Origin of the sequence: Nocardioides cavernae, assembly GCF_016907475.1 — a bacterium.
Lineage (GTDB): Bacteria > Actinomycetota > Actinomycetes > Propionibacteriales > Nocardioidaceae > Nocardioides > Nocardioides cavernae.
In genome coordinates this window covers 4,647,005-4,664,089 of sequence record NZ_JAFBCA010000001.1, presented here as the reverse complement: position 1 = coordinate 4,664,089, position 17,085 = coordinate 4,647,005, and the positions used below count along the sequence as shown (strand labels likewise).

Annotated in this window: 18 protein-coding genes; 10 read left to right on the top strand and 8 right to left on the bottom strand. The window is 72.5% G+C overall.

Features of this window, described 5'->3' with window-relative positions; genetic code table 11:
- The first annotated feature begins 164 nt into the window (after positions 1-164).
- Both JOD65_RS22020 and JOD65_RS22015 read left to right on the top strand, forming a co-directional pair.
- A complete protein-coding gene (locus JOD65_RS22020; RefSeq protein WP_191194510.1) occupies positions 165-1,412 on the top strand; it encodes a geranylgeranyl reductase family protein in 1,248 nt (415 codons plus the stop codon).
- Positions 1,409-2,242 (top strand): lysophospholipid acyltransferase family protein, encoded by an 834-nt coding sequence (locus tag JOD65_RS22015; RefSeq protein WP_191194511.1) that lies wholly within the window; start codon positions 1,409-1,411, stop codon positions 2,240-2,242. The genes JOD65_RS22020 and JOD65_RS22015 overlap by 4 nt, the downstream gene beginning before the upstream one ends.
- Here the strand turns inward: JOD65_RS22015 and JOD65_RS22010 are convergent.
- Complete coding sequence (locus tag JOD65_RS22010) at positions 2,172-3,200, bottom strand: acyltransferase family protein (protein WP_191194512.1); 1,029 nt, start codon at positions 3,198-3,200, stop codon at positions 2,172-2,174. The genes JOD65_RS22015 and JOD65_RS22010 overlap by 71 nt on opposite strands.
- 31 nt (positions 3,201-3,231) lie before the next feature.
- Between JOD65_RS22010 and JOD65_RS22005 the strand changes: the two genes are divergently transcribed.
- The 3 genes from JOD65_RS22005 (at position 3,232) to JOD65_RS21995 (ending at position 6,766) form a co-directional block, all read left to right on the top strand.
- Positions 3,232-4,134 carry an NUDIX domain-containing protein gene (locus tag JOD65_RS22005; RefSeq protein ID WP_191194513.1) on the top strand — a complete coding sequence of 301 codons (903 nt, stop codon included), beginning with the start codon at positions 3,232-3,234 and terminating at the stop codon, positions 4,132-4,134.
- On the top strand, positions 4,127-5,395 hold the full coding sequence (locus JOD65_RS22000) for a hydroxyacid-oxoacid transhydrogenase (protein WP_191194514.1): 1,269 nt from the start codon (positions 4,127-4,129) through the stop codon (positions 5,393-5,395). The genes JOD65_RS22005 and JOD65_RS22000 overlap by 8 nt, the downstream gene beginning before the upstream one ends.
- Before the next feature lie 144 nt (positions 5,396-5,539).
- Positions 5,540-6,766, top strand: a complete 1,227-nt coding sequence (locus JOD65_RS21995) for a class I SAM-dependent methyltransferase (protein ID WP_191194515.1) — start codon at positions 5,540-5,542, stop codon at positions 6,764-6,766.
- Here the strand turns inward: JOD65_RS21995 and JOD65_RS21990 are convergent.
- Together JOD65_RS21990 and JOD65_RS21985 are read right to left on the bottom strand one after the other, a co-directional pair.
- Positions 6,756-6,902, bottom strand: coding sequence for an MFS transporter small subunit (locus JOD65_RS21990; protein ID WP_191194516.1), 147 nt, complete (start codon positions 6,900-6,902; stop codon positions 6,756-6,758). The genes JOD65_RS21995 and JOD65_RS21990 overlap by 11 nt on opposite strands.
- On the bottom strand, positions 6,899-8,293 hold the full coding sequence (locus JOD65_RS21985; RefSeq protein ID WP_224747160.1) for an OFA family MFS transporter: 1,395 nt from the start codon (positions 8,291-8,293) through the stop codon (positions 6,899-6,901). The genes JOD65_RS21990 and JOD65_RS21985 overlap by 4 nt, the downstream gene beginning before the upstream one ends.
- 131 nt (positions 8,294-8,424) lie before the next feature.
- Between JOD65_RS21985 and JOD65_RS21980 the strand changes: the two genes are divergently transcribed.
- Entirely contained in the window at positions 8,425-9,294 is an 870-nt protein-coding gene (locus tag JOD65_RS21980) for a hypothetical protein (RefSeq protein WP_191194518.1), read from the top strand.
- On the opposite strand, the gene JOD65_RS21975 is transcribed toward JOD65_RS21980, so the two are convergent.
- Entirely contained in the window at positions 9,291-9,986 is a 696-nt protein-coding gene (locus JOD65_RS21975) for an aspartate/glutamate racemase family protein (RefSeq protein ID WP_191194519.1), read from the bottom strand. The genes JOD65_RS21980 and JOD65_RS21975 overlap by 4 nt on opposite strands.
- A 20-nt stretch (positions 9,987-10,006) precedes the next feature.
- Positions 10,007-10,759: an SDR family NAD(P)-dependent oxidoreductase gene (locus JOD65_RS21970; protein WP_191194520.1), complete on the bottom strand. Its 753-nt coding sequence runs from the start codon at positions 10,757-10,759 to the stop codon at positions 10,007-10,009.
- Positions 10,760-10,800: 41 nt separating this feature from the next.
- Between JOD65_RS21970 and JOD65_RS21965 the strand changes: the two genes are divergently transcribed.
- The 4 genes from JOD65_RS21965 to JOD65_RS21950 all read left to right on the top strand — a co-directional run bounded on the left by JOD65_RS21965 (position 10,801) and on the right by JOD65_RS21950 (position 13,984).
- Entirely contained in the window at positions 10,801-11,694 is an 894-nt protein-coding gene (locus JOD65_RS21965; protein ID WP_191194521.1) for a ribonuclease HI family protein, read from the top strand.
- Positions 11,695-11,753: 59 nt separating this feature from the next.
- Positions 11,754-12,125: a hypothetical protein gene (locus JOD65_RS21960; RefSeq protein WP_191194522.1), complete on the top strand. Its 372-nt coding sequence runs from the start codon at positions 11,754-11,756 to the stop codon at positions 12,123-12,125.
- Between the two features lie 84 nt (positions 12,126-12,209).
- On the top strand, positions 12,210-13,466 hold the full coding sequence (gene mshA / locus JOD65_RS21955) for a D-inositol-3-phosphate glycosyltransferase (RefSeq protein WP_307821336.1): 1,257 nt from the start codon (positions 12,210-12,212) through the stop codon (positions 13,464-13,466).
- Positions 13,463-13,984, top strand: coding sequence for a type III secretion system chaperone family protein (locus JOD65_RS21950; protein WP_191194524.1), 522 nt, complete (start codon positions 13,463-13,465; stop codon positions 13,982-13,984). Before mshA ends, JOD65_RS21950 begins: the two co-directional genes overlap by 4 nt.
- On the opposite strand, the gene JOD65_RS21945 is transcribed toward JOD65_RS21950, so the two are convergent.
- From JOD65_RS21945 to JOD65_RS21935, 3 genes are all read right to left on the bottom strand, one after another.
- Entirely contained in the window at positions 13,981-14,898 is a 918-nt protein-coding gene (locus JOD65_RS21945; protein ID WP_191194525.1) for a DMT family transporter, read from the bottom strand. The two genes, JOD65_RS21950 and JOD65_RS21945, sit on opposite strands and share 4 nt — an antisense overlap.
- A 253-nt stretch (positions 14,899-15,151) precedes the next feature.
- Positions 15,152-15,829 carry a response regulator gene (locus tag JOD65_RS21940; RefSeq protein WP_191194526.1) on the bottom strand — a complete coding sequence of 226 codons (678 nt, stop codon included), beginning with the start codon at positions 15,827-15,829 and terminating at the stop codon, positions 15,152-15,154.
- Positions 15,826-17,058, bottom strand: a complete 1,233-nt coding sequence (locus tag JOD65_RS21935; protein ID WP_191194527.1) for a sensor histidine kinase — start codon at positions 17,056-17,058, stop codon at positions 15,826-15,828. The genes JOD65_RS21940 and JOD65_RS21935 overlap by 4 nt, the downstream gene beginning before the upstream one ends.
- Positions 17,059-17,085: the final 27 nt, after the last annotated feature.

The following is a 17,085-nucleotide window of genomic DNA, read 5'->3' as shown; positions in this document are numbered from 1 at the left end:
GATCGAGTAGCACCAACGCCCGTCCTCGCATGCGAGGGCGGGCGTTGTGCGTATCGAGATCGACGGGTGGGCGGCACGACCGGCCGGGGTCTCGCGACAGGCGCGGCGCGCCTTCCTCGACCATCGATGCCGGGGCGGTGGACGTCCTCTGAGAGAATCCCGCCGTGACGACCCCCTCCTCGCGCCCCACCTCCGCCGACGTGCTGGTGGTCGGCGCCGGCCCCGCCGGCTCGGCCGCCGCGGCGTGGGCCGCCCGTGCCGGGCTCGACGTCGTGCTGGCCGACGCGGCGACGTTCCCGCGCGACAAGACGTGCGGTGACGGGCTGACCCCGCGCGCGATCGGCGAGATGCAGAAGCTGGGTCTCGAGGACTGGCTGCGCGCCCACACCGTCAACGAGGGGCTGCGTGCCCACGGCTTCGGCCAGACCCTCCTGCTGCCGTGGCCGGGCGGCTCGCTGCCCGACTGGGGCTCGGCCGTCGCCCGCACCGAGCTCGACGACCACCTGCGGACGGTGGCGATCAAGAGTGGCGCGCGTGCCGTCGACGGCGCCCGCGCGGTCGGCGTACGACGCGAGGGGGAGCGGGTCGCGGCGGTCGAGCTGCGCGACGCCGAGGGCACCTACGAGGTCGCCTGCCGGTGGCTGGTCGTGGCCGACGGCGTCCGATCGCCGCTCGGCAAGCTCCTCGGGCGCGAGTGGCACCGCGACACCGTCTACGCGGTGGCCGGTCGCTCCTACGTCGACTCGGAGCTGAGCGACGACCCGTGGATCAGCTCGCACCTCGAGCTGCGCGACGACCAGGGCGAGCTGGTGACGGGCTACGGGTGGATCTTCCCGCTCGGCGACGGCACCGTGAACCTCGGCGCCGGCACGCTGGCGACCAGCCGGCGGCCCACCGAGGTCGCCATCAAGCCCCTGATGCAGACCTACGCCGACACGATCGGCGCGGACTTCGGGCTCTCGGGCGAGCTGCGGATGCCGACCTCGGCGCTGCTGCCGATGGGTGGCGCGGTCAGCAACGTCGCCGGCCCCAACTGGGCCCTCATCGGTGACGCCGCCGCGTGCGTGAACCCGCTCAACGGCGAGGGCATCGACTACGGCCTCGAGACCGGCCGCCTCGTCGCCGAGCACATCGCGAGCGGCGTCGGCCTCGGTGAGGCCTGGCGCTCGACGCTGGTGGAGCACTACGGCGAGGCGTTCTCCATCGCCCGCCGCCTCGCCGGGATCGCCACCCAGCCGAAGGTCGTGGCCGCGCTCGGCCCGGCCGGGATGCGCTCCGACTGGCTGATGACGCTTGCCCTGCGCTGGATGGGCAACCTCGTCGACGACGCCGACCGCGACCGCGCGGCACGGGTCTGGCGTTGGGCGGGCCGCCGGTCGATGGCGCGCGACGCCCGGCCACCGTTCGCGTGAGCCGCGAGCACACCTACCGGGCGGCCGTCGCGCTCGGGAGGGCCGGCATGCGTGCGCTCGGGATGCAGGTCACCGGCCTCGGTGCCGAGCACGTGCCGACCGAGGGGCCCGTGCTCCTCGCGGCCACGCACGTGTCCTACCCGGACTTCATGTTCGTGCAGGACGCCGCCCGGTCCTCGGGCCGCTACATCCGGTTCATGACCCGCCACGACGTGTGGCAGTTGCCCGGCGTGGCCCGGGCGATGAGCGCCATGCGGCACGTCCCGGTCGACCGCGAGGCCCCGGCCGGGGCGTACGTCGCGGCGCGCCGGCTGCTGCGCGACGGAGAGGCGGTGTGTGCGTTCCCCGAGGCGGGGATCAGCTACTCCTACACCGTCCGGTCGCTGATGCGCGGGGTGGCGAGCCTGGCCCGGGAGACCGGGGTCCCCGTCGTCCCCGTGGCGCTGTGGGGCGCGCAGCGCGTCTACTCGGTCGGCGTGCCCGACGCGCGCGGTCGCGAGCCGCGCCCCGACCTCACCCGCGGTCGTCGGATCGACGTCAGCTTCGGCCCGCCACTGACGATCGCCCCCGACGAGGACCTCACGTCGTGGACGCACCGGCTGGGCGCCGTGCTCACCGAGCAGCTCGAGGAGCTCCAGCAGCTGGCGCACCACCGGCCGCGGCCCGACGAGCACGCGCCGTGGTACCCCGCACACCTGGGCGGGCACGCACCGACCCGGGTCGAGGCCGCCCACCTCGACGTGGTGCCGCGCGCCGCGGTCAGACCGACGTGGGGGCCGAGCCAGCCCGGGACCGGCGGTGCGCCTCCAGCCAGCCGAGCGGGTTCGTGAACGGCTCGAGCACCCGCCGCACGGGCGGGCACGCGAGGAAGAAGGTGAGGCCGACTGCGCCGATGACGGTCAGGACCAGGCCGAGCGTCGGGTAGGAGGCGGTGAAGTCCGGCCAGCCCAGCGCCAGGAACGTCTTGATGACGAAGCCGTGGAACAGGTAGATGACCATCGTGGCGGTGCCCATCGTGGTGAACCAGCCGAGGTTGCGCCGCGGCACCAGCGACATCGCGGAGAAGGCGCCGAGCAGGCCGACCATCATCACGGTGAGGCGGGTCTGGAAGACGATCTCGTTGTCGATCGGGATCTCGGAGTACCCGGTGTCGTACCAGAGCAGCGCCGACTCCGCCCAGGTGTCGGTGTAGACCGCCATGATCCCGATGCCGATGAGCATCGGCACCGCCGCGACCTTCACCCACACGTCGTCGAGGTGCGCGAGGTGACGGGGCTTGAGGTGCAGGCCGAGCACGAAGAACGGCAGCAGGCCGAGGAAGCGCGGGATCATCAGCGCCTCGGTGTCCCACACCCCGCCGACCAGGCTCACGATCACCGACAGCGGCAGGAAGAGCCAGTGCAGCTTGAGGATCGGGGTGATCAGGCGCCACATCAGCAGCACGATGAGGTACCACATGGTCCAGTGCGGCTCGATCCACAGCGGACCCGTCACGCCCTCGCCGACGACCCCGCGGCGGTAGTAGAACAGGGCCGGCTCGAACAGCAGGTAGGGGATCAGGAGGGTGTAGAGCAGGCTCTTCATCCGGCGGCGGTCCCACTCGAAGGACTTGGAGAGGTAGCCGCTGACGAAGACGAAGGCCGGGATGTGCCACAGGTAGATGAAGTCGTAGACCCAGTGGCTGCCCGCGCTGGCCTCGACGAGCCCGATCGAGTGCCCCACGACGACCAGCGTGATCAGGACCATCTTGACGTTGTCGAGCCACGGATCTCGGGACGCGGGGGGCACGGCGCTCACCGTACTTCACTAGGTTGGGCGCATGGGATCCCTGCCGAGGCGACAGCGGGTGGCGGCGTACGCCGTCATCCTCCGCGAGCGCGGCGGTCGGGTCGAGATCCTGCTGAGCCGCCTGGCGCCGCGCGTCTCCCGCTCCGAGCTGTGGACCCTTCCGGGCGGCGGCGTCGACCACGGCGAGGACCCGCGCGACGCCCTGATCCGCGAGGTGCACGAGGAGGCGGGCCTCCACGCCACCGTGGGTGACCGGGCCCGGGTCTACAGCGCCCACATGCCCCGCTCGCCGCGCGACGGGCAGCTCGTCGACGCCCACGCGATCCGGCTGGTCTACGAGGGCTGGGTGCCCCCGGACGCGCCCGCCCCGCGGGTGGTCGAGGTCGACGGCTCCACGGTCGAGGCCGCCTGGAAGGCGCTCGACGACGTCGCCGCGGGCGCCGTCCCGGTGTCGTCCGTGGTGACCGAGGCGCTCGTCGACCACCAGCCGTTCCGGCTGCAGCGCGTCGCGGCGTACGCCGTCGTCACCCGGTGCGCCGGAGACGGCGACGAGGTGCTGCTGACCCGGCTCTCGCCCACCGCCGCGCACCCGGGTCGGTGGACGCTGCCAGGCGGGGGCGTGGACCACGGCGAGCACCCGTCGGTCGCGCTGGCCCGCGAGGTCGAGGAGGAGTGCGGGCTGCCGTGCGAGGTCGGCCCCCTGCTCGGCGTGCACGACACCCACTTCTCCGGCACCGCCCCGTCGGGGCGGATCGAGGACTACCACGGCGTGCACCTCGTCTACCGGGCGAGCGTCGCCGACGGGGAGCCCCGGGTGGTGGAGACGGACGGCACCACCGACGCTGTCGCGTGGGTGCCCACGACGCAGATCGCAACGGGCGAGGTCGACGTGCTCGACGTCGTCACCTACGCGTTGGGAGCAGAGCGTGACTGAGAGCGTCTTCACCTACGCCGCGCCCGGGCTGAAGTTCGGACGCGGCGCCAGCGACGAGATCGGCTGGGACGTCCAGCAGCTGTGCCGCGACGTCAGGGGCGAGGCGGCGCGGCGGGTCCTGCTCGTCACCGACCCCGGTGTCGCGGCCACCGGGCACCCCGAGCGGGTCGCCGACGGCATGCGGTCGCGTGGCCTCGAGGTGGTGGTCTACGCCGAGGCCCGTGTGGAGCCGACCGATGCCTCGCTCGAGGCGGCCGTCGCCGCGGCTCGCGGGAGCGGTCCCTTCCACGCCGTGGTGGCGGTCGGAGGCGGCTCGTCCATCGACACCGCCAAGGCGGTCGACCTCATGCTGACCAACCCCGGCGAGCTGATGGACTACGTCAACGCGCCGGTCGGCGGCGGCCGGGCGCCCGAGCACCCGCTCCTGCCGCTAGTCGCCGTTCCGACGACCACCGGAACCGGAGCCGAGTCGACCACCATCTGCGTGCTCGACGTCCTGGCGCTCGCGGTGAAGACCGGCATCTCCCACGCCCGGTTGCGGCCCACCCTCGCCGTCGTCGACCCCGACCTGACCATGACGCAGCCCGCGATGGTGACCGCGTCGGCAGGCATGGACATCCTCTGCCACGCGCTCGAGAGCTGGACGGCGCGGTGGTTCGCCGACTTCGACGCCAAGCAGCCCGAGCAGCGGGTGCCCTACTGCGGCGCCAACCCCATCGCCGACATGTGGGCCGAGAAGTCCCTGTCGCTCCTCGCCGGAGCGTTCCGTCGCGCGGTCCGCGACGGCTCCGATGCAGAGGCGCGCGAGCAGATGGCCCTCGCCGCCACCTTCGCCGGGCTGGGCTTCGGCAACGCCGGCGTCCACGTCCCGCACGCCTGCGCCTACCCGATCGCGGGCCGGGTCCGCGACTACCGACCCGAGGGTTACCCCGCGGACGAGCCGATCGTCCCGCACGGGATGGCCGTCGTGATGACCGCGCCCGCAGCCTTCGCGTTCCTGCACGACGCCGCGCCCGAGCGCCACCGCCGCGCGGCCGAACTCCTCGGCGGCACCGGCGAGCCGCTCCCCGACGTGCTGCGCGGGCTGATGCGGGACGTCGGCCTGCCGAGCGGCCTGGCCGAGATCGGCTTCGGTCAGGCCGACGTCGACGACCTGGTCGAGGGGGCACTCAAGCAGCAGCGCCTGCTCGCCACCGCACCGGTGGAGGTCAGGGCCGAGGACCTGGCCACCGTGTTCCGGGAGTCGCTCGAGCACTGGTGACCCTCGCCCGGGCGGCGACGCGCGAGGAATGAGTGGCCGCCCTGCCGGTCACTAGGATGAGGGCATGAACCCCCGCCACCGTCGACTCGTGATCCCGGTGGCGCTGGGGGCACTCATCCTCATCGTCGTCCTCGCCGCCGTCCTGTGAGCACTCCTCCGGAGGCGGGGTTCGCAACCGTACGCTCGGCGATCCTCGACGCCGACCACCTCGTGCGGGCGCTCGCGAGCGGGCGGCGCAAGGGCAAGCCGGCCCCCGTCGTGGAGGGACGCGAGGTGCGTCGCGTCGAGGTGCGGGTCGTCGACCTGCGGGCCGGGCGCCACCTGCAGGTGACGTCGTACGACGCCACGCAGGCACACACCACCAACCACCTGGTGGGCGAGGCGGCCGAAGCAGCAGTGGACGCGCTGCTCGCAGAGCCGTTCGCCAACTGGCACGTCGACACCGCCACCGAGACCCACCAGCTGCGGGTGACCAAGAAGGGCGTGCCGCTGCTGCACACCTCGACGCGCGCCGGCGAGGTCGCGCCGTCCCGGGGCCACGACCGGCCCAAGGACCGGCTGCTCGCCGAGGACCACCCGGTGCTCGTCGCGCTCGGGATCAGCGACGCCCAGGGGCGGGTCAAGCCGACCCGGCAGGCAAAGTACCGTCAGGTGGAGGAGTTCGTCCGGCTCCTCGACGCGAGCCTCACCGAGGCCGTCGCGCAGGGCCGGGTGCGCACCCCGACCGCCGACGACCCGTTGCGCGTGGTCGACCTGGGCTGCGGAAACGCCTACCTCACGTTCGCCGCCCACGCCTACCTGTCCGACCGGCTCCCGGTGCGGGTCACCGGCGTCGACGTCAAGCAGCAGTCCGCCGACCACAACGCGCGCGTCGCGGCCGACCTGGGTATCGACGCCGACTTCGTCGTCGGGTCGATCGCCGACGCCCGGCTCGAGCAGGCGCCCGACGTCGTGCTCGCCCTGCACGCCTGCGACACCGCGACCGACGACGCCCTCGGGCGGGCGCTGGAGTGGCAGGCTCCGCTGGTCCTGGCCGCCCCGTGCTGCCACCACGACATCGCCGCCCAGCTCCGCACGACGGACGTGCCCGAGCCCTACGGGATGCTCACCCGCCACGGCATCCTGCGCGAGCGCTTCGCCGACACCCTCACCGACGCGCTGCGCGCCGTGCTGCTGCGCCGCGAGGGCTACCGCGTCGAGGTCGTCGAGTTCGTCGAGAGCGCCCACACCCCGCGCAACACGCTGTTGCGAGCCGTGCGCACCGGTGCCGACGGCTCCGACGCCGCTCGGGAGTACGACGACCTGCTCGCCGCCTGGGGCGTCCGGCCCCGGCTCGGGGAGCTGCTCGACCCGCCTGCGCTCAGCCGGTGAAGAGCGCCGACGCCTTCACCAGGGTCTGCCACAGGCCGTAGGCGAGCGGCACCCCCACGAGGGCCCACGCCAGCGCCACCAGGACGGGGCTCGTGGTCTCTGCGGTCGTGCCCGTGCGGGTCAGGTCGTCGCTCATCGGGTGGCCTCCATCCGGGTCGTGATGCGTTGCTCGTTGGCGGTGTGGGCCTCGTCGTCGAAGTGGCTCTCGTCCACGGGCTTGATCAACAGGTTCGCGACGAAGCCGACCGCCATCACCCCGACCATGGTCAGCAGCGCGGGGCGGTAGTCAGCGGCGACGAGGTTGCCCGGCTCGCCGACGGTGTCGAGGATGCCGTTGACGATCAGCGGTCCCGCCACCCCGGCGGCGGCCCACGCCGTGAGCAGGCGTCCGTGGATGGCTCCGACCTCGAGGGTGCCGAACAGGTCCTTGAGGTACGCAGGAACGGTCGCGAATCCTCCGCCGTAGAAGGAGATGATCACCGCGGCCAAGGACACGAAGACGAGGGTCGAGCTGCTGCCGATGAGGGCGAGCAACAGGTAGAGCAGCAGGCCGACACCGAGGTACATGACATACGTGGGCTTGCGCCCGATACGGTCCGACAGGCTCGACCAGACGAACCGGCCGAGCATGTTGGCCAGCGAGAGCACACCGACGAAGCCGCCGGCGGCGGCCGCGGAGATCGAGCTCTCGCCGTTCTCGCGGAAGAAGTCCTGGATCATCGGTGCGGCCTGTTCCAGGATGCCGATCCCGGCGGTCACGTTGCAGAACAGCACGACCCAGAGCAGCCAGAACTGCGGCGTGTGGATGGCTTCCGAGGCCCGCACGAGCGCACCGTTGCTACCGGGGGAGTGCTCGGCCGTGCTGTCGTCGCCGTGGCCGGGCGGCACTCGGACCAGCGCGGCGCCGACGAGCATGAACGCGGTGTAGACGATGCCGAGCGTGACGAAGGTCTGCGCCAGCGCGGAGCTCGACGCCACGGCGCCGGGCTCGGTCGGGACGAAGTCGGGGTCGAACACCGACATCAGCTTGTTGGACAACGGCGAGGCGATGAGTGCGCCGCCACCGAAGCCCATGATCGCCATGCCGGTGGCGAGGCCGGGTCGGTCGGGGAACCACTTGATGAGCGTCGACACGGGAGAGATGTAGCCGATGCCGAGTCCGATGCCACCGATGACGCCGTAGCCGAGGTAGAGGAGCCAGAGCTGGCCGGTCGCGATGCCCGCCGCGCCCACCAGGAATCCGGTGCCCCAGCAGGCCGCGGCTGCCACCATCGCCTTGCGCGGCCCCGAGCGCTCGACCCAGGTGCCGAGCACCGCGGCGGACAGGCCGAGCATCACGATGGCGAGGGAGAACACCCAGCCGATCGCGGTGAGGCTGGTGTCGAAGCTGGCGACCAGCGAGTTCTTGAAGACCGAGAAGGCGTAGACCTGGCCGATGGAGAGGTGGACCGCGAGCGCGGCGGGTGGGATCAGCCACCGGCTGTAACCCGGCTGGGCGACGATCGCCTGCTTGTCGAGACGCGACATGCGCATCTCCTTTCCCGAGAGAGACGCCCGTCACGTTACGGACAGGTGGTTGACCTGTCCCCACACCTGAGGAGGAGACGCGGCGAACGGTCGTCCGGGCACGACGGACGGCCCGCGGCTACGGTGTCGGGGTGAAGGGGACGCATCTGCTGCTGCGTGTGGTCGTGACCGTCCCGTTCCTCCTCGGTGCCGCTGCCGGCGTCCCGGACGCGACGGACGAGGTGGCCTTCCGGTTCACCGACCGCGACATCGTCGAGTCCAGCGGGCTGGTTGCCGTGGACGGCCTGGTCGTCACCACCAACGACTCCGGCGACTCCGGTCGGGTCTTCGCCGTCGACCCCAGCACGGGCGCCACGGTCGGCGTCACCAGGTGGGCGACCGACCCCGAGGACGTGGAGGCCCTGGCCCCCGCCGGCCCCGGCCGCGTGTGGGTCGCCGACATCGGCGACAACCAGCACGCCCGCGCCTCGGTGTCGGTGCTCCGGGTGCCGGTCGGACGCGGCGACCGCGACGTCGTTCCGGAGGCCTACGAGCTCGTCTACCCCGACGGCGCGCGAGACGCCGAGGCGCTGCTCAGCCACCCCGTGACCGGCCAGCTCTTCCTCGTCACCAAGGGCGTCTTCGCCGGCACGGTGTACGCCGCGCCGCAGCGGCTGCGCCCCGACGGACCCAACCGCCTGACCGAGGTCGGCCAGGCGCCCGGCCTCGTCACGGACGCCACGTTCCTGCCGGGCGGGGGAGGGGTGGTCATGCGCACCTACACGGCGGCCCACCTGTCGGCGTTCCCGTCGTGGCAGGGCGTCGAGTCGTGGGAGCTGCCCGACCAGGACCAGGGTGAGGGGGTCGCCCTCGCCGGCGACGAGCTGCTGGTCAGCACCGAGGGAGCCCGCTCCCAGGTGCTCCGGGTCGGACTGCCGGCGTCGGCCGGCGCGACCGACCTGCTCTCGCCCGCGTGGACAAGCCTGCGCTGGCTCGCGACGGCGTACGCCCGGCCGCTCTAGCCGTCAGCGAGGGCCTCGTCGAGCGCGGCCTGGACGTGCAGCGTGGTGCAGGGGAAGACCGGCAGCTCGACGTCGGCCTGCTTGACGAGCAGCTCCAGCTCGGTGCACCCGAGCAGCACGCCGCCGGCGCCGGCGTCCCACAGCTCCTCGATGATCGACACGACCCGGCTGCGGGTGCGGGGCAGCACGACACCGTGCACGAGCTCCTCGTAGATCGCGTCGTTGAGGAAGTCGTGGTGCGAGGCGTCGGGGACCACGACCGAGAGGCCGTGGGCCTCCAGCCGGTCGACGAAGAACGACTCCGACATCGCGACCTTGGTGCCGATCAGCCCGACGGTCTCGACCCCCGCGGCCTTGACGGCCTCCGCCACGACGTCTCCGAGGTGGAGCAGTGGGATGCCGACGGCCTCCTCGACCTGGTCGGCGACCTTGTGGAACGTCGTGGTGCACAGCAGCAGGAAGTCGGCACCCGCCCGCTCGACCCCGCGGGCGGCGTCGGCGAGCAGCGCCCCCACCTGGTCCCAGCGCTCGTCGTCCTCGAGGTGGGTGACCTCCGCGAAGTCGACCGTCGTGAGCGCCAGCCTGGGCGAGGACAGCCCGCCGAGGCGCTCCCGCATCCCGAGGTTGAGGTCGCGGTAGTAGACCGCGCTGCTCTCCCAGCTCATGCCGCCGACGAGTCCGATGGTCTTCACGCGCGGCAGTCTTCCACGACTCAGCTGCGGTGGACCTTGTGTGCCGCAGCCTGGGCACGCGGCTTGATCACCAGCTCGTCGATGTCGACGTGCGAGGGCCGGGTGGCCACCCATGCGATGGCGTCGGCGACGTCCTCGGCCAGCAGGGGCTGGTCGACGCCGGCGTACACCGCGTCGGCCTTCTCCTGGTCGCCGTCGAAGCGGACGAGCGAGAACTCGTCGGTCCGGACCATCCCGGGGGCGACCTCGCTGATGCGCACCGGCTCGCCGTTGAGCTCGAGCCGCAGCGTCTCGGTCACCACCTTCACGCCGTGCTTGGCCGCGGTGTAGCCCGCGCCGCCCTCGTAGGCCCAGCGCCCGGCCGTCGACCCGACGTTGACGATCACCGCGTCGCCGCTGGCGCGAAGTGCGGGCAGCAGCGCCTTGGTCACCCGGACGAGTCCGAGGACGTTGACGTCGTACATCCAGCGCCAGGCGTCGACGTCGGCCCCGTCGACCCGGTCGACCCCGACAGCACCGCCGGCGTTGTTGACCAGCACGTGGCAGGTCGGCACCGCCGCGGCGAGCGCGTCGACCGACGCCTGGTCGGTGATGTCGCACGTGATGGCCTCGCCCCCGATCTCGGCGGCGAGGTCCTCGATGCGGTCGGTGCGGCGGGCAGCGCAGACGACGCGGAAGCCCGCCGTCGCCAGGGCGCGGGCCGTCGCGGCACCGATGCCGCTGGAGGCGCCGGTCACGACGGCGGTGCGGGGCTGCGTGCTGTCGATGCTCATGTGCCCATCCTGCCAAGATCCCGTGCTGACAAGATGTCGGGGTGATCTTCGCGGCGGCTGACGGTTCGGCACTCGGCAACCCCGGCCCGGCCGGCTGGGCGTGGTACGTCGACGACGACTGCTGGGCGTCCGGCGGCTGGCCGCGCGGCACCAACAACATGGGTGAGCTGATGGCGGTCCTCGACCTCCTCCAGCAGACGGCGCACGTCGACGACGAGCTGCACGTGTTCTGCGACAGCAAGTACGTCATCGACTCGGTCACCAAGTGGATGCCGGGCTGGAAGCGCAAGGGCTGGAAGAAGAGCGACGGCAAGCCGGTGCTCAACGTCGAGCTGATGAAGGCCCTGGACGCCGCCATGGACGGCCGGCGCGACCGGGTCCGCTTCGAGTGGGTCAAGGGCCACGCCGGCCATGAGCTCAACGAGGCGGCCGACAGGCGCGCCAACGCCGCCGCGTCCGCCTACCAGCGCGGCGTGGAGCCCGTTGCCGGGCCGGGCTTCGCGGGCAGCAGCACCGCCCACCCCGCCGCGACGGTGGGGCAGGTCGAGCAGGAGCCCGACCTGTTCAGCGACCTCGCCGACCAGGCCCGCCAGGTCGAGTCGACCGACGAGGAGCACGTCATCGCCATGGAGCGGGCGCTGCTGGGCGACGAGGTGCGCGGCGACCGGGCCGCCGTCGCGGCCCTGCTCCATCCGCAGTGGCAGGAGGTCGGGCGTTCGGGCCGGTTGTGGACCCGCGAGGACCTGCTCGCCGAGGTCGGCCCGATCGAGCCGGTGACCCTCGACGTGGTGTCCGTCGAGCGGGTCGACCGCGACACGATCCTGCTCCTCTGGCGCGCGCTGGCCGACGAGCGGTCGACGTTGCGCAGCAGCCTCTGGGTGCGCGCCGGCGGGCAGTGGCAGCAGCGATTCCACCAGGGGACCGACGAGCCCTGAGGGCCCCGCTCGACGGCCCCAGGACCGCCCATCGGGGTGAGACGTGGCACACTCGTCCGATGCCTCCTGCGAAGCTCGCTGCGTCGCTCGCTCTCCTGGGCGGCGTGCTGTGGATCCTGCACGCGCTGCTCGGCGGCGGTGACGGCTCCGTCCTCTTCCTCCTGCACGTCATCGGCCTCGCGTGCCTCATGGCAGCGTCGGCCGTCTTCGGCACCACGCTCGTGAAGGGCGACGCCGTGGCCGTGCGCGCCGTCGTCGGGGTGGCGTCCGCCCTTCTTGCGCTGTCGGTCATCGAGGCGTTCCGGCCCGACGCCACGACGTGGTACGACGGCTTCTGGGGCGTCGTGGCCGTGGTCCTCGGCGGCCTCGCGCTGGCGCGTGGCCGGGGCCGCTCGACCAGCCGGCGCCCGGCCGGTGCGCACGCCCGCTGACCGGCGGGAATCCTCCGCGACCTCTCGGGGTTGTGCCTGAGGTGCCCTGACCGGGGCACGCAGTCGATGTCTCGAGGAGGCAACGTGGGCGAGCGGATCGCGATGATCAGCCTGCACACCTCACCGCTGGACCAGCCCGGGACGGGTGACGCCGGCGGGATGAACGTCTACGTGATCGAGCTCTCGCGACGCCTGGCAGCCCAGGGCATCGCGGTCGACGTCTTCACGCGGGCCACGTCCTCCTCCCTGCCGCAGGTCGTCGAGGCCGCCGACGGGGTGCTCGTCCGACATGTCGCCGCCGGCCCGTTCGAAGGGCTCACCAAGGGCGAGCTGCCCGGACAGCTGTGCACCTTCGCGCGCGAGGTGCTGCGCACGGAGGCGATGCAGCCCCTGGGGCACTACGACGCGGTCCACTCCCACTACTGGCTCTCCGGCCAGGTCGGCGCGCTGGCCCGGGACCGGTGGAACGTCCCCCTCGTGCACTCGATGCACACCATGGCCAAGGTCAAGAACGAGGCGCTGGCCGACGGCGACACTCCCGAGCCCCTGTCCCGCGTCATCGGCGAGGAGCAGGTGGTGGAGGCCGCCGACCTCCTCGTCGCCAACACCGACACCGAGGCCCGCCAGCTCATCGACCTCTACGACGCCAGCCCCGACGCCGTCGAGGTGATCCACCCCGGCGTCGACCTCTCCGTCTTCGCCCCGCGTGGCCGCGCGGAGGCCCGCCGCGAGCTCGGCCTGCCCGAGGACGCGGCTGTGCTGCTGTTCGCCGGCCGGATCCAGCCGCTCAAGGCACCCGACGTGCTGCTCCGCTCGGTGGGGGTGCTGCTCGAGCAGGACCCGTCCCTGCGGCACCGACTCGTCGTACCCGTGGTGGGCGGGCCGTCCGGCTCCGGGCTCGAGCACCCCACGGCCCTGGCCGACCTGGCGACCGGCCTCGGCATCAACGACGTGGTGCGGTTCGTCCCGCCGGTCAGCCAGGCCGAGCTGGCCGTGTGGACGTCGGCCGCCACCGCGGTCGCGGTCCCGTCCTACAACGAGTCGTTCGGCCTCGTCGCCGTCGAGGCACAGGCGACCGGCACCCCGGTGGTGGCCGCCGCGGTCGGTGGTCTCACCACGGTGGTGCGCGACGGCGTGAGCGGCATCCTCGTCGACACCCACGAGCCCCGCGACTGGGCCGCCAGCCTGCGCCGCCTGATCGACGACCCGGAGCTGGTCGAGAGGCTCGGGCGCGGTGCCGTCGCCCACGCGCAGGACTTCTCGTGGGAGCTCACCGCCGCCCGCACGCTGGACGCCTACGAGCGCGCCAGCGGGCGCATGCGTGCTGAGATGGCGTCATGAGCGCCCCCTCGTCGTCCGCCACCGCGACGGCCGTCGAGACCGTCCGCGACTACCTCGCCGCCAACGAGATCGAGCACGACGAGACCGCCCGCGAGGGCGTCGAGGGCGCTCGCTTCTCGCTCACGCTGCCGGGGGAGAAGAAGCTGCAGACGCCCGTGCGCCTCGACGTCGGCGCGCACGCGCTGGGCGTGCACGCCTTCGTGTGCCGCAACCCCGACGAGAACCACGCGCGGGTCCACCGCTGGCTGCTGGAGCGCAACCTCAGGATGTACGCCGTCTCGTTCGCCGTGGACCGCCACGGCGACATCTACCTCGAGGCGCGGCTGCCGCTGGCCTCGGTCGACCCCGACGAGCTCGACCGCATCCTCGGCTCCGTGCTCGCCAACGCCGACGAGTCGTTCAACGCCATCCTCGAGCTCGGGTTCGCCACGTCCATCCGCAAGGAGTGGGAGTGGCGGATCTCCCGCGGCGAGTCGACCCGCAACCTCGAGGCCTTCCGGGGCTGGCTCGAGGCCTAGCGCGCCACCCGCGGCTTGCGGCGCGTCATCAGCACGCCGACGATGGCCAGCGCGCCGCCGACGAAGCTGAGGGTGGGCGGCACCTCGTTGATGGTCAGCCACGCCACGAGCGTCGCGATGCCGGGGACGAGGAACGTCGTGAGCGACAGGGCTCCGGCGTCGGTGTGGGTGAGCGCGTAGGCCCAGGTCGTGAAGGCGACGGCGGTGGGGAACACGCCCAGGTAGATGATCCACCAGAGCTCGGCACCTCCGTTGGCGACGATGCCGGGGAGGTCGCTGGAGAAGGGCAGGCAGATGAGCGCGCCCATCAGGAACGACACGAACACGACCTGCACGGACGGCAGCCGGCGCAGCAGGACCTTCTGGGTCAGCACCCCGACGGCGTACATCACCGCGGCGACGAGCACGAGGCCGACGCCGAGGAGGCTGGCGTCAGCGTCGGTCGAGGACCCGCGGGCGATGACCGCGACGCCGGCGAAGCCGACCAGCATGCCGCCGACCAGCCACGCGTGCATCCGCTCGCCGAACAGCGGGATCGCGAGCAGGGCGACGATGACCGGGCCGATCTGGATGATCATCGCGGCGGTGCCGGCGTCGACGTGGCGCTCACCCGCGTTGAGGGCCAGGTTGTAGATGCCGAACCAGCCGACGCCACCGGCGGCCAGCAGGGTCCACTCACGCCGCGTGGGGCGCACCCACCCGCGGCGCAGCACCAGCGGCAGCACCACCAGTGCGGCGACCAGCAGGCGACCCGATCCCAGCGCGCCGGGGCTGACGTCGTGCGCCACGTGCCGGATCACCACGAACGCCGACGCCCACATGACCAGCGTGACGGCACCGGCGGCGACCGGCAGCCACGCGGCGGGGGAGGTCGTGGTGGGCTCGCTCGCGGCGGTCTGGGTGGTGGTCGTCACAAGTCAAGGCTAGGTACGGTCATGACTGGCCGCCAGCGCTTTTCGGACGTCGTACGCCGACATCCCGCCGCGCCCGTTGGTCGAGGAGGGACGAAGTCCCGTCACGAGACCCGGTCAGAGGTCGGAGATCTCGACACGTCCGCCGCTGCCTCGTTCCTCGGCAGCGGGACTGCTCGATCCGCCTGGGCCACGCGTCGCACTCGTTCCTCGTGCGTCGCTGCCCAGCCCGGCGCGCTGGGCCTCTTCCCTTCGGTCAGAGGTCCAGCTTGTAGCCCAGGCCCCGCACGGTGACGAGGTACTTCGGCTCGCCCGGGTCGGGCTCGAGCTTGGCGCGGAGCCGCTTGACGTGCACGTCGAGGGTCTTGGTGTCGCCGACGTAGTCCGAGCCCCACACGCGGTCGATCAGCTGGCCCCGGGTGAGCACGCGACCGGGGTTGCGCAGGAACATCTCGAGCAGCTCGAACTCCTTGAGTGGCAGCCGCTGCTCGGACCCGTCGACCGTCACGACGTGGCGCTCGACGTCCATCCGGACCGGACCGGCCTCGAGGGTGTCGGGCATGAGGTCGGGCTCCTGGCCGCGACGCAGCACGGCGCGGATGCGCGCGACCAGCTCGCGCGGCGAGTAGGGCTTGGTGACGTAGTCGTCGGCGCCGAGCTCCAGGCCTACGACCTTGTCGACCTCGTCGTCCTTGGCGCTGACCATGATCACCGGGACCGACGACGTCTGGCGGATCTGCCGGCAGACCTCCGTGCCGGGGATCCCGGGGAGCATCAGGTCGAGCAGGACGATGTCGGGTCCGAAGCGGTCGAACTCCGTGAGGGCGGTGTTGCCGTCGGCGGCGATCGCCACCTCGTAGCCCTCCTTGCGGAGCATGTAGGCGAGGGCGTCGCTGTAGCTCTCTTCGTCCTCGACGACGAGTACGCGGGTCATCTATTGGTCTCCTGCTGTGCTCTGCGTGGTCCGGGATCGGTGCCGGTGGTGGGCCGCACGGGGGCGACGACCTCGACCGGGGTGGTGGTGCTGCCGGTGCCCTGGCCGGGCTCCGAGTGGTGGGGAAGCGTGAGGGTGAAGGTCGAGCCCTGGCCCTGCACCGACCACACGGCGATGTCGCCGCCGTGGGTGGCCGCCACGTGCTTGACGATCGAGAGGCCGAGGCCGGTGCCGCCCGTCGAGCGGTGGCGCGCGGGGTCGACGCGGTAGAAGCGCTCGAAGATGCGGTCGATGTCGCCGGCCGGGATGCCGATGCCCTGGTCGACCACCGAGATCTGGATCTGGGTGCCCTCGGACCGGGTCGTGACGACCACGCGCGAGCCCGCGTTGGAGTAGGCGACCGCGTTGGCGACGAGGTTGCTGATCGCGGCGCCGATCTGCTCCTGGGACCCGAAGACCTCCAGGCCCGGCTCGCCGCGGGACTCCACGGTGATCTGCTTGGCGGCCGCCTCCATGGCGCTGGTGTCGACGGCGGTCGCGACCGCGGCGTCGAGGTCGACCATGACGGGCCGCTCGAGCGGGTCGTGGCCCTGCAGCCGGGACAGCTCGATGATCTGCTGCACGAGCTTGGAGAGCCGGTCGCTCTCGGTGAGCATCCGCCCGGCGAAGCGCTGCACGGCCTCCGGGTCGTCCGCCGCGTCGGTGACGGCCTCGGCGAGCAGGCGGATCGCCCCGACCGGGGTCTTGAGCTCGTGGCTGACGTTGGCCACGAAGTCGCGACGTACGGCCTCCACGCGGCGCTCGCGGGTGCGGTCCTCGACGAGCGCCAGCACCAGCCGGGCCCCGAGCGGCGCCACCCGCGCGGTCAGCGTGCGGGTGAACCCGCCGTCGAGCGCCGGCATGTCGATGTCGCTCTCGCGGATCTGCCCGTCCCGTCGCACCTGCGCGATGAGGTCGAGCAGCTCGGGCAGCAGGACGGTGTCGCCGCGCACCAGCCCGAAGGCGTACGCCGGCGCCGAGGCCTTGAGGACGTGGTCGGACTCGTCGACCACGACGGCGCTGGAGCGCAGGATGCTCAGGACGGCCGCGACACCCGCCTGGACGACGGGCGGCTCCACCTCGGGCGCCGTGTGGCGCTGCCGGTCGCTGATGTGCCACGCGAGGACCGCGCCGCCCGCCACGATGGCCCCGACGAGTGCCGCCAGGGCAGCCTGCGTCGTCGGATCCACGCTCACATCGTACGCACCGCGGACGTG